The organism is Billgrantia kenyensis, assembly GCF_013697085.1.
Taxonomy (GTDB): Bacteria; Pseudomonadota; Gammaproteobacteria; order Pseudomonadales; family Halomonadaceae; genus Halomonas; species Halomonas kenyensis.
In genome coordinates, this window is sequence record NZ_JACEFT010000001.1 from 495,890 (window position 1) to 510,499 (window position 14,610).

Here is a 14,610-nt window from a genome sequence, read left to right on the forward strand (position 1 = left end):
TAAGCTCCCCACCAAGATAAGAGAAATCAATAAAACAACTGAGGGATAAGCATTACTGATGCTCGACTACAAACTGCTCGAGGCGCTGGTGGCGGTGATCGATCAGGGCGGTTTCGAACGCGGCGCGCGATACCTGGGGCTCACGCAATCGGCGGTGTCGCAGCGTATCAAGCTGCTCGAGGCGCGCCTGGGTCAGCCAGTGCTGGTGCGCAGTCCGCGCCTCGCTCCCACCCCGCTGGGGCGGAAGCTGCTCAACCATGCCCAGCAGGTACGGTTGCTGGAAGGCGATCTGCTCGGCGAGGTGCCGGCGCTCGGCAGCGGCGAGCAACGCTTGCGCCTGGCGATCAACGCCGACAGCCTGGCCACCTGGTGGCCGGAGGCCATCGGGCGCTTCTGCGAGCGCCATCCCGTGCTGTTCGACCTGGTGGTGGAGGATCAGGAGGTGGCGCTCAAGCGCATGCGCGACGGTGACGTGGCCGGCTGTATCTGCGACTCGCCCACGCCGGTTCAAGGCGCGCGCAGTTATCCGCTGGGCAGCATGCGCTATCGCGCCCTGGCTAGCCCCGCCTTCGTGACACGTCATTTCGCCGATGGCGTAACCCCGGAGGCGCTGCGCCGGGCGCCAGCCATCGTATTCGGCCCCGACGACCGCCTGCAGCATCGCTACCTGGCCATGCACGGTGTCGAACCGCCCTTTCCCCACCACCTCTGCCCTTCCTCGGAGGGCTTCGTCGGCCTGGCCCTGGCCGGGCTCGGCTACGGCATGGTGCCGGAGCGCCAGGCCCAGCGCGAACTGAGCGAAGGCCGCCTGCAAGAGATCGACGCGGGACCGCATCTGGCCGAAGGCCGGCTGGTCGATCTCTCGCCGGGCCATGTCATCGACGTGCCGCTCTACTGGCACCACTGGCGTCAGGGCGGCAAGGTGCTCGACGCCCTCACCGACCACCTGCTACGCCTGGGCGATGCCTGGCTTACTCCGCTCTCCAAGGTATAAGCACCACCGTAGGCACGGCGAGGAACGAAGCGTTCAACCGTTACGCAGCTTGGTCTCGACACTCGTCACCTTGTCGGCCATGGACTGCTCGCGGTCAGTGCGGGTGCCCAGCTTGATGGTAGTGGTGATCCGTGGCGCGCCCATCTCGTGCACCACCTCGTGGCAGCGCTTGACCACCGCCATCACCTCATCCCACGGCCCCTCGATATTGGTGCCATAGGCGTGCATATGGTGATCGAGGCCTGAAGCCTCGATCACCCGCTGACAGGCGGCGATCTGCGGTGAGACCGACACGCCCATCCCCAGCGGGACGACGCAGAGATCGATGATGACGTGCATGATGGTTAGCCCCTTCAGCATCAGACAAAACGACACCCCATGGTAACGCAGAGCACGCTAATCTCCGTCAAACCTGAGGATAAAGCCGCCGGTCAGCCGGGAATGACTCACTGGTCAATGCTGCCTTGCTTGCATCTGGATGAAGAGGGTTGAGGAGAAAGTTCATGTTGTGGGGAACGATGGCGGAGGGCACTCGTAGCAGAAGCGACTCTCCCGCTTCAAGCCAATCGTCCCCAAGGCGCCGTGTGATAGTCCGGTCATCACGCCATGTCGCATCCAGGTCGACCGTGGGCGCGCGACTCACGACCCCGGAAGGAAGCTCCACTCGTAGCAGGGTGAATGCCTCGGGAAGTTCGTCTGGCTCCCCTTCCATATGCACCAGGATTTCCAACAGGCAGATGGCCGGGCAATCGCCAAGGTAGACGATGGGCCTGCCCTTGTTGTGCCAACGCCCAGCCACCTTGGTACCGCCAATGCCCGAGAGATCCTGAAACTGCGAGATCCGCCAGAGACTCTCCTTGGTCATGCGACGTACCCATGGCGCAGCTGCTCCAGTAGCTCCTCTACTGCCAGGTAGCCAGGGGTCGTCTTGATGGCCTCGAAAGCATTTCGCCCGCCAAGGGCTCTGCGCGGCTTGTTCAGCCAGGTGGCCGCTTTTTCCTGGCTACCGAATACATCCTCAGCCAGCACGACGATGCGGCTCACGCGATAGAGTCGATCGCCTTCATCGCTGTTCAATGGTTCAGACTTCTGCCGGCGGTGACGCAGTGTACGAGGGTTGATGATGCCCAGCCGGCCGGCATCGATGCCATGTTGGGCAAGCTTGTCCAGAACCGACAGAGGGATGCCAGACCGGATCAGCGCGTCTGGAGTGTCACCTTCGTGCCCTCCAAGGAGCTCCAGGACCTCCTCTTCAATGTCGCGCTCGTGTTCGCGTTCTTTTGTCAGCGCCTGCATGATCAGCCCTCCCGATGCGGCAATATGCCCTGAGTATACGGCAAAATGCCTATGCAGGCGAACTGCCGGCCGACGCTTCCCCCTTCGTTTTGGCCGCTTGCGTTCATAGACTCGCTGCCACTCTTCTCTAGCCAGGCCAGGACTTCCCTGGCCGCCTCGCTCAGCATCAGACTGGCATCGCGCATCGCTTACTCCTGGGTCACCGGCTCGCTGACGTGGATACCAAACAGGCTCGCCTCACCGACGCTGCGGCCGAGAGATTCCGGCGCGGCGATGCGACCGTCGCGCACCATCACGTGACCGCCCTGCCCCTGGGCGCCGCCGATCACGCTGCCCACCAGATAGGTGGGGAAGATGTCGGGGTCGTTCTCGTAGTTGGGGTTGTGGATCAGGCCGATCATCTGGAAGCGCCCGCGGGTGTTGCGCAGCGACTCCAGCGAGTCCTGGATCAGGCGACGGTGCGAGAGCTTGGAGAACAGGCCGTCGAGCAGGATCACGCTCTCGCGGCTGGTGCGGGTGCGGCGGCGGTGGTGCCCCGGCAGCTCGCGCAGCTCGCGCTCGATGGCGAACTCGGAGAGCTTGACCAGCCACATCAGCGATACCGCCTCGCGCTGGCCCTCCGACATCTCCTCGTTGAGCGAGAACAGCCGCCCATGGGGGCGAATGGCGTCGTGCTTGAGGCGGATCGCCACGTCGTGGAACAGCCCGCGGTAGATGCGTCGGCGAATCTGGCGCAGCAGGTCGTCGTCGCGGCGGCGCGCCTCGCCGTCGACCATGCCACCGTCGCGCTCGGCGCGGCGGCGCATGGCGGCCTGGTGCTCGTCGATGTCGGCAAGCAGCGTGGCGATCAGATCGCGCAGCTGGTCGGGGCCGATCAGCGAGGCCTTGACCTCGAAGAAGGCACCGCCCTCGCCGCTGCTCTTGGCCACGCGCTTGAGGATGTCGAGGTTGCCGGCGGCGTCAGAGATGATCGAGCTGAGGCGCTCCACCAGGGTGCCTTCGATCTGCTCGCGAGAGGCGTGCAGCCGCTCGACCCGTATCTTGTGGTCGTCGAGCTGACCGGCCAACTGTTCATGCAGACGCGAGAGGTCGTCCAGCGCCTCGGTGCTGGCCTGGCTCGAGCTGGAATGACTCAGCCCGGCCAGACGCGCGCGCTCGGTGTCGCTGAACATGCGGCTGTGGGCCGCCTCGGCCAGAGCCTCGGCCAGCTTGCGCTCACCGCCCTCGACCTGGCGCGCCTGACGCTCGCGGTTACGCGCCTGCTCGCCCAGGTTGAGTTCGCCCAGGGCATCGACCAGGGTCTGCTGACAGGCTTCCAGCGCTTCGAGGTCGAGTTCGCCCTGCCTTTCGCTTGCGACCATGTCGTGCCAGGCCTCGAGGGCGGCATTGCGCGCCGCGTGTTCGTCCGCCTCTCCGGGCCAGCAGCTGGCCTCGGCGAGATCGACCAGCGCCGCCAGGCGCCGCGGCCAGCCCTCGGGCAGGTCGCGCAGCACCCGCAGCCACTCCACCGCCAGCTGATCGATGCAGGCCAGCGCCCGGCGCTGCTCGGCCAGGCGTGCTTCCAGGGCGTCGCGCTCTTCCCCACGGGCCTTGCGCGTCTCGCGCAGCTCGCCCAGCTCGCGCCGCACCCGGGCGATCTCGCGCTCGAGTTTCTGGCTGCCACCGGCGGCGTCGCGCACCTCCAGGTAAGCGCGAATGCGGGTGAAGTCGAAGTCGGCACGGCGGGTCGCCCGGGCCTGAGCGGCCTCCAGCTCCTCCTGCACCTCGCCGGCAGTGGCCATGAAGTCGACGCCGCCCTCGGCTTCGAAGCGAGCCAGGGCACGCAGGCGGTCGCGCTCACCGTCGCTGAAGATACTGCGCAGCTGAGCTTCGGTTTCTTCGACCTGACGCTTGAGCGTCTCGCGCTGCTCCTCGGCGGCGGCCAAGCGCTCGCTCGCCTCGCTCAGATGGCGCTCGAGTTCGGCGAGGCGCGCCTCCAGCGCCTGCAGCCGTTCAACGCCGCCAGCGTCGCTGAACTGTTCGGCGGCGAGCCAGGTCTGGCCGTGGGCCTCCAGCTCGCGGGCCGCCGCTTCGCGCCGCGGTGCGAGTTCGGCCAGCGCCGTCTCGGCTTCGAGCCGTGCCTCGGCGGCCTCCTGCTGGGCGAACTCGCCGCCCTCCTGCAGGTAGCGCTGGTAGTCGTCGATGCAGGCGAGCGCGACATCGGTCAGACGCGGGGCCAGCTCCGCCTCGCGCTCGGCCAAGGCCGCCTGCCGCTCGGCCAGGGCCTCCAGGGCCATCTCGACCTGGGCCTCGTCGGCCTCGCGGGCACGCAGCGCCAGGGCAAAGGTCTCGCCATGGGGGTCGAGCCGCTCGCACTCCACGGCCAGCGCCTTTTGCCGCTCGCGGTCGGCGGCCAGCCGCTTCTCGGTGGCCTCGCGCAGCGCTTCCAGGTAGCTCGGGTCCAGTGCGGCCTTCACCGCCAGGGTCTCAACGCCGGCCACCGCGCCCAGCGGCGGCTCGCCACGGGCCAGCAGGCCGGCCAACGCCTCGGCCTCGAACACCGGCACCGCCAGGCCCGCCTCGATCAGCTCGGCGGCGGCAGCCTCGGCCGCTTCACGCCCGGCCACTACCGGGGCGAACAGCACCCCGGCGGCCTGTACCAGCCACTCACGGCGCTGCTCGGGGGTATGGGTCTCGACGTTGAGCACTGCATGCAGCGGCTGCCAGGCGATGCCGGCTTCGTCCAGTTGACGGTGGGCCTCGGCCTCCACCACGCGCCGCTCCAGCGGATCGCCGGAGAGGCTCTCCAGGTAGCGCTCGCGGGCGGCGATGTCGGCTTCCAGCGTCTCCGCTTCACGCAGCAGCCTCGGGTAGCGGCGCCGGGCGTCGGCCAGCCACTTCTCCGGGGCCAACTCGCTGCGCTCGGCGAAGTCGAGACGTGCCCGGTGCAGTGTGCGCAGGTGGTTCTCTTCATCGAGCAGCCGCTTATGCTCGTCGCCCAGCTCACGCTCGCGTTCGCGCAGGCGTGTGCGCAGGTGCACCGGCTCGTCGTCGCCGTGCAGCTCGCCGTAACGGCGGGCGGCCTCGGCCAGCGGTGCCAGCCGGGCCAGGGTGCGCTCTGCCTCCTGGCGGCGCTGCTCGGCCTCGCGGCAGTTCGACTCCAGCTCGGCCAGCGCCGTCTTGCGCCGCGACCAGAAGCCGCTCACCGCTTCGCCCGGCCAGCCCTCGATGAAGGCGCGCCAGGGCGCCTGGCCGCGGGCCAGCAGGCCCTGCTCGCCGGTCAGACGTTCACGCTCGCCGTTGAGCCGCTCACGCTCGCCGCGGGCGGTCTCGAAGGCGCCGAGCGCCTCGTCGCGGCGCCGGGTCAGCTCGTCGAGGGACTCCGCCAGCTCGGCCTCGCGCTCCTGTTTCTCTTCGAGCCGCTCGGCCGGTGCCAGATCGGGGCACTCGCGGCGGTAGGCGTCGTGCCAGGCGGCGACCTGCTTGAGTTCGCCGACACGGCCCAGGTGTGCGTTGAGGGCGTGGCGAGCGTCGGCGGCCTCGGCCTTGGCCGCTTCGGCGCTGGCTTCGGGGGTTTCCAGCTCGGCCTCGCTGAACAGCCCCTCGGCCAGCGCCTGGGTATAGAAGCTCTGGTTGTCGACGAAGTCGCGCTGCTGGGACTCCAGCCGCTCGCGCTCGTGCTCCAGGTCGTCGCGACGCTCGTCGAGTTCGGTCAGCTCACGGGTCAGCTCCTCGAGATAGACTCCGTCGCCGATCACTTCCTCGCGGAAGCGGTTGCCGTCGGCGGCCTCGAAGGCGTCGGCGCCCTCGTCCAGTGCGCTCAGGGCGCGGTCGCGGGCCGTGTCGTCGGCCAGGGAGTGACTTTCAGCCAGCCACTCGCGGGCGGCCTTGAAGCTGACGTGGCCGACGTCGCGGTTGAGCGGCCACTCGGCCTGGGGCAGATGAATCAGCCGCCGGTGCACGTCGACCCGGGCGCCGCGCTCGGAAAGCGCCTGGCGTACGGCCCGCTCGGAAAGGCCGGAAAGCGTCGCCAGCAGCGAGGTGGAGACACGCGGCCGCGAGGTATCGCCGGCGATCCAGGCGAAGCCCTCCAGCGGAGCGGCCCCGCGCTCTTCGGCATCATCTTCCGAGCTGGCACGCGGCAGGCCGGGCAGGCCCAGCAGCGCCTGGCCGCCCAGCAAGGCTTCGCTGGCCGCCAGGCCCTGGTCGAGCTCCATCAGGCGGGCACGGGCGTCGCGCAGTGACTCGCCCTGCTCGCGCAGCTCGGCCAGGCGCACCACCTTGTCGCTGGCGCGGCGCTGGTCGCTCTCGGCCTCTTCCAGGCGGTGGCGCAGCTCGGTGATGTTGGTGCCGGAGTTGAGGATCACCTCCTCGATCAGCTCTTCGCTCTCGTCGGTCTCGCCGCGGGTGGCGCCGGAGAGGATCTCGGGGGCCAGCACCTCGAAGAAGAACGCCTGGTCGGCCTTCTCGCCGGCGCGGGGCTTGATGGCGTTGAAGATCTGGCTCTTGTCGGCGCCGCCCTCCTTCTGGAAGGCGGCGAGCTGGGCCAGCTCGCGACGGGATACGTGGGCGCCCACCGCCTCCAGCCACTCCTCGCGGTTGTGGGTCAGGCGCACGCTGCGCTCGGCCAAGGCCGCCTTGACGTCGCGGTTGGCGTAGAGCGCCAGCTTGCCGTCGAGAGTCTGGTGGTGCACCGGCACGTCTTCGAGGCGCCCGGCATAGTGGTAGAAGGAGAGCCCGCTGCCGTCGCTGTAGCCATAGAAGCCGAACACGAAGGTCTCGCCGGCCACCTCTTCGCCGACGGCGGCCAGCATGTCGTCCTGGCGCTCGAGCCCGCTGCGCGAACGGAACTCCACCCGCAGGTGGCTCCAGCTGCGTGCCGTGCCGCCCACCGCCGAGGGCGAGCACTTGCGCCGGGTGCGCGAGAGCAGCGTGCGGTCCCGCGACAGCAGGCCGATCAGCGCCTCGGAGAGCGTGGTCTTGCCGAAGCCGTTCTCCATGCTGATGGCGCTCGACTGGCCGCGCAGGTCGAGCAGCAGGTGACGCATCTTGGCGTCCCAGGGCGAGGCCACGTCGCCGTGCTTGTTGAGCAGGTTGGCGACCTCGATGCGGTTGATCACGCTCATGCCTGGGTCTCCTCGTGCTCGTCGATGACGGCTTCGTGTTCTTCGTCTCGATAGCGGCCCTGGGCGCGGCCCTGAGCCAGCGCCTGTAGATGGCCGAGCTGATGAATGCCGATCTGCTCGCTCTCCAGCGCCCCGAGCAGGGTCTGCTGCCATACCTCGCCGACGCTCTCTTCGATGCCGGCACTCGCTTCGGCATCACGCAGGCTTTCGAGCAGCCCGGCGCGCACCTGCAGGTCGATGAAGGCGCGCACTCGGCGGCTGATGTCCTCACCGCGCTCCTCGAGCAGAATACGGCTGGCCTCGGGGGCCTCTTCGCCCAGGCTGCGCAGCGTCTCCAACTGGTCGCGCATCAGCTCGACCAGCTCGGCTCCGGCAAAGGTGGCCTCCTGGTAACGGCTGACGTCGGAGAGCGCACGGTTGTAGCGGGTGTAGAGCAGCGTGTGCATCAGCAGCCACAGCTGCAGGTACCACTGGGCCAGCTCGGCGCGGCTCTCCTGGCGTAGCTTGAGCGCCTCAAACACCGGCTCGCGGGTGTAGAGCGGAGGCTGCTCCAGCTCCGGGTCGGGCAGCAGCGCGTAGTAGCGCGAGCCGGGTGCGATGCCGGGGTAGTCGCCGGATTCGAAAGCCTTGAGCCGCAGGCCCTGGCCGGCGAGGAAGTCCCGCAGCGCCTCGCGCTCGGCCTCGCTGGCGTCGTCGATTAGTGCGCAGACGTCGCGCTCGGAGAGCTGCCCTTCACGGGCGGCGCGACGCTTGCGCCCGCCGCCCGGGGTGCGTTCGGCACTGCGGTAGCGCAGCAGGTAGGCGACCACTTCGCCCATCTCGGTCATGTTCATACTGGCTCGTCCTGATCGATGCGCGATATGTCGTTAGGCGCGGCTTCGGGTGCCTGTAAGGAATGTGGCGCGGACTCGGGCGCCTGTAGAGAGAAGAAACCGAGAGAGGGAGTCACGGCTCCCTCGATGCGGCGGCCGTCGTCGAGTTCGAGCTCGAACGGCGTCGCGTCGATCCCCACCGTCAGCCCCGGGGCCAGCAGTTCGGTATCGACGAAGGTGTTGAGCAGTTGGGCCAGGCAGTCGCCCTCTTCGAAGCGGTGCCAGCCCTCGGCCAGCGCCTCGGGCAGCGACAGCGGCGCGCGTCTGAGGCGCTGGCGCAGCGCCGGCCCCCGCGCTTCGAGGAAGCGTGCCAGCAGCGGGTCCTCGGGCGCTGCGTCACGCGCCTCATCGAACACCAGCGCCACCGGGCTGACGTCGGCGCGGCGACTCTCGAGCAGCGGCACCAGCGGCGCCAGGCGCGGGAAGGTGGCCTGCACGTGCAGCGGCATCATGCGCGCCACCACGGCGTCGCGCAGCGCGCCTGCGGGGGGCGCCTCGAGCAGCTGGCGCGCCATGTTCTGGAAGTCGATCACACCCATGGCCTGGATGCGCCCCTCGGCGATATCGGCCAGTAGCTCGGAGAGCCGCCGCGAGAGGTTCTCGATGGCGGTGAGCACGCGGCCGATGGCGCTGGAAAGCACGCGCAGGTCCCAGTCGTCGGACTGCGCCTCGCGCCAGCTCTCGAAGCGCTCCATCAGCCGCGGCGTGGCGAGCTGGGCACGGGCGTCGAGCAGCGTCTGCTGAATGTTGGTCAGGGCATTGTGGTAGTGGCGCTCGTTGTCGAGCAGCGCGGAGAGCTTGCCTTCGCGGGTAGGATTCTCGCGCACCCGCCGCAGCTCCTGGGTCAGGGCGCGGATCGCCAGCAGGATCTGGTTGGTGATGTCGGGAATGCGGGAGAAATCGCCCCGCGCCAGCGCCGCCAGCACCTTGGCAGCGTCGTATTCGGAGTAGAGCAGGTCCTCGACCTGGCTGGCCAGGGTCACCGCCTGACGGCCGCTAGGGGTGAGGCGCACCTGGCCGGTCTGGCCCTGCTTCTCGATCAGTGCGGTGCGCTTGGTGCTGCGCCGGCTGCGCTCCTCTGCCGTTGCCTCGTCGCCCGTCGTCGGCGATGGCGATGTCTGACGGAAGTGAATCTCGCTGGGGGTAGAGAGCAGGTTGATGACGAAGCTCAGGTCATCGTGAGGCAGCCCGGGGTAGCTCTCGCGCAGGTGATTGAGGCAGCGGCTCTGCGAAACGAAGGCGCTGTTGGTGGCAAAGTCCTCGTCGAGCAGATAGTCGAGCAGCAGGCAGCCGAGGTCGAGCCAGTAGCCGTCGCGCAGCCCGCGACGCTGCTCCTGGCTCACCTGAACGAAGGGCGAGCCGGGTTCGTGGGCGCTGTCGTGCAGGTCGATCAGCCGCGTCGTGGCGATCAGCAGCTTGCTCCAGGCGGTCATGGGGTCTTCCCTGCGGGCGAAGAAAAAGGAGCATTATGCCAAGCTCGGCATCTCGGGTCATGGCGCGGATGGCTCCATTTTCACACGCTTGGGATTTTGCACACGGCCACGTGGAAACGGCCGGTTTGCCGATATGCGAGAATGCTCGCTGTCTGGCGAGATCGTCACCTTCTCGCCTCGGAGTCCACAGCAGCGCAGGGAGTGCCCAAGTGATCGATCAGACGTTACAGCAGGTCTTCGGCTATGACGAATTCCGCCCCGGACAGCGCCCGGTCATCGAGGCGATAACCAGCGGCCGTTCGGCGGCGGCGATCTTTCCCACCGGCTCCGGCAAGTCGCTGTGCTATCAGCTTCCGGCCCTGCACCTGCCTCACCTGACCCTGGTCATCTCGCCGCTGCTGGCGCTGATGCAGGATCAGCTATCGTTCCTGGCCCGCCACGGCATCGCCGCCGCCAGCATCGACTCGGGCCAGAGCCGCGAGGAAACGGCGGCGGTGATGGAAGGCGTCAAGCGCGGCGAGATCCGCATCCTCATGGTCTCGGTGGAACGACTCAAGAACGAGCGCTTTCGCGCTTTCATCCGCCGCGTGCCGATCTCGCTATTGGTGGTCGACGAGGCTCACTGCATTTCGGAGTGGGGTCACAACTTCCGCCCCGATTACCTTAAGCTGCCCCACTACCGCCATGAGTTCGGCATTCCCCAGGTACTGCTGCTGACCGCCACGGCCACGCCGCGAGTGATCGCCGACATGCGCGAGCGCTTCGGCATCGCCGAGGCCGACGTCACCGCCACCGGCTTCTACCGCCCCAACCTCAACCTGGAAGTGGCGCCGGTGCCGGCCGAGACGCGCCCGCGCCGCCTGGTCGAGTGGCTCAGGCCCCGGCTCGGCGGCGAGCCGACCCAGCCCACCATCGTCTACGTCACCCTGCAGCAGACCGCCGAGCGTCTGGCCGCCTACCTCAGCAAGGCGGGTTTCGTTGCCACCGCCTACCACGCCGGGCTCGACGCCGAGACCCGCGAGCACATCCAACGCGACTTCATGGAAGGTCATACGCCCTGCATCGTCGCCACCATCGCCTTCGGCATGGGCATCGACAAGGCCGACATCCGCAACGTGGTGCACTTCGACCTGCCCAAGTCGGTGGAGAACTACAGCCAAGAGATCGGCCGCGCCGGCCGCGATGGCCAGCCCTCCGACTGCCTGATGCTGGCCGGGCGCGATCACGTCAACGTGCTGGAGAACTTCGTCTACGGCGACACCCCGGAGCTTCACGGCATCCGCAAGGTGATCGACGAGCTGATCGAGGCGGCCGGCAGCGCACGCCAATGGGAGCTGGTGCTCAACTCGCTCTCCCAGCACAGCAACATTCGCCCGCTGCCGCTCAAGACCCTGCTGGTGCAGCTCGAACTGCGCGGCTACATCGCGCCGCGCTACAGCTACTTCGCCGAGTACCGCTTCCGCCTGCACGACGCACCCGAGGTCCTGGTATCGCGCTTCCAGGGCGAACGCAGCGCCTTCGTTCAGGCGATTGTCGACGCCTCGCAGCGTGCCCGCACCTGGTTCAACCTCGACTTCGCGGCCCTCGAACGGCTAGGCGAGGAGCGCGGCCTCAACGTCGAGCGCGCCCGCGTGCTCACCGCGCTGGACTATTTCGTCGCCCAGGGCTGGATGGTGCTCGAGAGCAAGCAGATGACCGAGGTCTATGAGGTGCTGCGCAGCGACATCGACGCCGCGGCTCTGAGCGAAGAACTGCACGCCTATTTCCACGACAAGGAGCGGACCGAGGTCGAGCGCCTGCACGCCATGCTGGCGCTGTTCGAGAGCGAAGCGTGCCTGAGCCGCCGCCTGGCCGAGTGGTTCGGCGACACCCGGGCGCCGGAGCGCTGCGGCCATTGCTCGGCCTGTCACGGCGAGGTCGCCCACCTCCCTGCCCCGGAGCCGCTGGATCCTCTCGAGGACAACGCCATCGAGCGGCTCGCCGGCGAACTGGTGCAGCAGCTCGCCGCCAGCACGGAGCCCCATCCCGTCACGCCCGACCTTGTTGCGCGCTTCCTGTGCGGACTCACCAGCCCCCTGCTGACCCGCCTCAAGGCGCGGCGCCTGTCAGGCTTCGGCGCCCTCGAGCGCTACCCCTATGGCGAGGTGCGCGAGCGTGCCGAGCGTTCGCGGCTGGTTACATCCGCTTGCGAGGCTTCAATCCGCTGAGCCGATGCCGTACTGGCGCAGCTTGTTGGCAATGGTGGTATGCGACACGCCGAGGCGCTTGGCCAGTTGGCGGCTGGAGGGGTGCTGCGGATAAAGCGTCGACAGCACGCGCCGCTCCACGTCGCCCATGATGTCGGCGAGCGAGCCGTCGAGGTCGATGCCCGAGAGCCCAGGCGCTTCGCCCACGTCGGGCAGGCGCAGGTGGGCGGGCTCGATGGTATCGCCCTCGCACAGCGATACTGCCTGGAACAGCACGTTCTCCAACTGACGCACGTTGCCCGGCCAGTGGTAGGCCGATAGCCTGGCCAGCGCCGCCGGGGAGAGCCCCGGCATACGACAGCCGATCTGACGAGCGGCGCGGTCGATGAAGTGCAGCGCCATGGCCTCGATACCATCGCGGCAGTCGCGCAGCGGCGGCACCGCCAGCGATAGCACGTTGAGCCGATGATAAAGGTCGTGGCGGAAGTGTCCTTCGGTGCACAGCTTCGGCAAGTCCTGCTGGGTCGCGCAGATCACCCGTACATCGAGGTAGGTCTCCTCGTCGCTGCCCACCCGGCGAAAGCCCCCGTCCTGCAGGAAGCGCAGCAGTTTGACCTGCAGGCGCGGGCTCATCTCGCCCACCTCGTCGAGGAAGATGGTACCGCCCGCGGTCATTTCCAGCAGGCCGAGCTTGCCCTCGGGGCGCGCCCCCTCGAAGGCGCCCGGGGCATAGCCGAACAGCTCCGTCTCGGCCATCGATTCCGGCAACCCGGCGCAGTTGAGCGCCATGAACGGCGACTGCCCACGGGCGCTGGCCAAGTGGCAGGCCCTCGCCAGCAGCTCCTTGCCGGTGCCGGTCTCGCCGTGGATCAGCAGCGGCGCGTCCAACGGCGCCATGCGGCGCGCCTCGCGGATCAACGCAGCCAGCCTTGGGCTGGCCTGGAACAGCGCATCGAACCCACGCAGTTCCTGACGCTGGACCTGATAGATGCGCTCACCGATGCGGTCGGCGCTGTGCAGGGTGATCACGGCCCCCGCCAGGGAGGCGACGTCATCGTGGTGCTCGCGATGCAAGGGCGCGATGTCTGCCAGGAAGGTCGCATCACGCAGCTTGATCCGCAGCCCGTTGACCCGTGCATTGTTGCGCCGAACCAGTGCCGGCAGATCCAGGTCGGGCAGGTAGCGATTGAGCGACAGCCCCGGTACCTCGTCGATACGTACCCCGAGCAGCTGTCCCGCCGCCCGGTTGGCCGCGACGATATGCCCCTCCATGTCGATCGACATCACCGGGTCGGAGAGCGACGAGAGCAAGGCGTCGAGCTCGAGGTGGCGCCGTTCGCTGGGCATCAAACCAACCCGGCGCACGCCGAATACGCCGGACACCGCTTCGAGCTCCGGCTTCAGCGTAGCCAGCTGCGCATTGAGCAGGTTGGGGACGTGCAGGTAGATGGCGTTGCCGTGTTCTCCGCCGACCTCGCCGCGGGCCACATTGAGGCCGTAATCAACGAAGTGCGAGACGATGTCCCGCAGGATGCCGATGCGATTCTGGCAGTGAAACCTCAACCTCATGGAGCGGCGCCTGTGCAAGGGTGGTTACGAGAGCCAAGTCAGGAAAGCGACAAAAATCATCGTCAAGCCGCCGTGACTGGCTGTAAAAATAACGTGACACCCCAGGCAGTACAAACCTTGATGAAACGGAAACTGCAGGTCCAGGTCACCTTCGCATGATGAGACGGAAAGTTTTCTTTACACACTGCTTCGCGTTACGCCGCAAAAACGACGTTTGAACCTCGCGAAGCGAACGTATGAGGCGTTCTAGACTCGGGAACACAAGGTTCGCAAGACAAACACAAGATACCGCTGACCGGAGTGCCCCATGACGTCATCCAACCCGCATCTGAGCGATGTCGCCAGCAAGACCGGATACCGTGCACGCCTGCCCGACGAGAACGGCCGGATCGACTGGCCGGAGCAGGACAACGCCACTTGGCACACCCTGATGCAGCGCCAGCTGGGCATGCTCGAGGGTCGTGTCTGCCAGGAGTACCTGGATGGGCTCGAACGCTTGGCGCTGCCCGAGGATCGAGTACCCCAGCTCGCCGATATCGATCGCGTGCTGCAGGCCAGCACCGGCTGGCAAACCGCCCAGGTGCCGGCGCTGATACCGTTCAACACCTTCTTCGAGCTGCTCGCCAACCGCCGTTTTCCGGTGGCCACCTTCATTCGCACACCGGAGGAGCTCGACTATCTCAAGGAGCCGGACATCTTCCACGAGATCTTCGGCCACTGTCCGATGCTGACCAATCCCGCCTTTGCCGAGTTCACCGCTACCTATGGTCGGCTGGGCCTCGCCGCCGAGCCCAAGGAGCGTGTCTACCTCGCACGCCTCTACTGGATGACGGTGGAGTTCGGGTTGGTGGACACCCCGGCAGGGCGACGCATCTACGGCGGCGGGATCATCTCCTCCCCCAAGGAGACCCTGCACGCGCTGTCGGACGTTCCCGAACACCTGCCGTTCGACCCCATCGAGGCCCTGCGCACACCCTACCGTATCGATATCCTGCAGCCGCTCTACTACGTGCTGGACGATCTCTCTACCCTGCACGAACTCTCGCAGCAGGACATCATGGGCATGGTGCACAAGGCCATGGAGCTGGGCCTGCATGAACCGCGCTTCGAGCCGGCCCCCAAGAAGACCGCCTAGGCGCAAGCCTTAAGCAACGA

General features: G+C 67.5%; 11 protein-coding genes. 3 read left to right on the top strand and 8 right to left on the bottom strand.

The window, feature by feature from the left end:
* The first annotated feature begins 58 nt into the window (after positions 1-58).
* On the top strand, positions 59-994 hold the full coding sequence (locus tag H1D44_RS02210) for a LysR family transcriptional regulator ArgP (RefSeq protein ID WP_181513200.1): 936 nt from the start codon (positions 59-61) through the stop codon (positions 992-994).
* Positions 995-1,027: 33 nt separating this feature from the next.
* Here the strand turns inward: H1D44_RS02210 and H1D44_RS02215 are convergent, their stop codons facing one another.
* From H1D44_RS02215 to H1D44_RS02245, 7 genes are all read right to left on the bottom strand, one after another.
* On the bottom strand, positions 1,028-1,333 hold the full coding sequence (locus tag H1D44_RS02215; RefSeq protein WP_181513201.1) for an MTH1187 family thiamine-binding protein: 306 nt from the start codon (positions 1,331-1,333) through the stop codon (positions 1,028-1,030).
* A 67-nt stretch (positions 1,334-1,400) separates the two neighbouring features.
* On the bottom strand, positions 1,401-1,859 hold the full coding sequence (locus tag H1D44_RS02220) for an RES family NAD+ phosphorylase (protein WP_181513202.1): 459 nt from the start codon (positions 1,857-1,859) through the stop codon (positions 1,401-1,403).
* Positions 1,856-2,290, bottom strand: a complete 435-nt coding sequence (locus H1D44_RS02225) for an antitoxin Xre/MbcA/ParS toxin-binding domain-containing protein (RefSeq protein ID WP_181513203.1) — start codon at positions 2,288-2,290, stop codon at positions 1,856-1,858. The genes H1D44_RS02220 and H1D44_RS02225 overlap by 4 nt, the downstream gene beginning before the upstream one ends.
* A gap of 2 nt (positions 2,291-2,292) precedes the next feature.
* Positions 2,293-2,475 carry a hypothetical protein gene (locus tag H1D44_RS02230; RefSeq protein WP_181513204.1) on the bottom strand — a complete coding sequence of 61 codons (183 nt, stop codon included), beginning with the start codon at positions 2,473-2,475 and terminating at the stop codon, positions 2,293-2,295.
* 3 nt (positions 2,476-2,478) lie between these two features.
* Positions 2,479-7,395, bottom strand: coding sequence for a coiled-coil domain-containing protein (locus tag H1D44_RS02235; protein ID WP_181513205.1), 4,917 nt, complete (start codon positions 7,393-7,395; stop codon positions 2,479-2,481).
* Complete coding sequence (locus H1D44_RS02240; protein WP_181513206.1) at positions 7,392-8,228, bottom strand: hypothetical protein; 837 nt, start codon at positions 8,226-8,228, stop codon at positions 7,392-7,394. The genes H1D44_RS02235 and H1D44_RS02240 overlap by 4 nt, the downstream gene beginning before the upstream one ends.
* Positions 8,225-9,700 (bottom strand): hypothetical protein, encoded by a 1,476-nt coding sequence (locus H1D44_RS02245; RefSeq protein ID WP_238984353.1) that lies wholly within the window; start codon positions 9,698-9,700, stop codon positions 8,225-8,227. Before H1D44_RS02245 ends, H1D44_RS02240 begins: the two co-directional genes overlap by 4 nt.
* 209 nt (positions 9,701-9,909) lie before the next feature.
* Between H1D44_RS02245 and H1D44_RS02250 the strand changes: the two genes are divergently transcribed.
* Complete coding sequence (locus H1D44_RS02250; RefSeq protein WP_181513207.1) at positions 9,910-11,907, top strand: RecQ family ATP-dependent DNA helicase; 1,998 nt, start codon at positions 9,910-9,912, stop codon at positions 11,905-11,907.
* Here the strand turns inward: H1D44_RS02250 and H1D44_RS02255 are convergent.
* Positions 11,896-13,455, bottom strand: coding sequence for a sigma-54-dependent transcriptional regulator (locus H1D44_RS02255; protein ID WP_181513208.1), 1,560 nt, complete (start codon positions 13,453-13,455; stop codon positions 11,896-11,898). The genes H1D44_RS02250 and H1D44_RS02255 overlap by 12 nt on opposite strands.
* A gap of 307 nt (positions 13,456-13,762) precedes the next feature.
* Here H1D44_RS02255 and phhA point away from each other — a divergent pair, with 307 nt between their 5' ends.
* Positions 13,763-14,590 carry a phenylalanine 4-monooxygenase gene (gene phhA, locus H1D44_RS02260; RefSeq protein ID WP_181513209.1) on the top strand — a complete coding sequence of 276 codons (828 nt, stop codon included), beginning with the start codon at positions 13,763-13,765 and terminating at the stop codon, positions 14,588-14,590.
* Positions 14,591-14,610 lie beyond the last annotated feature (20 nt).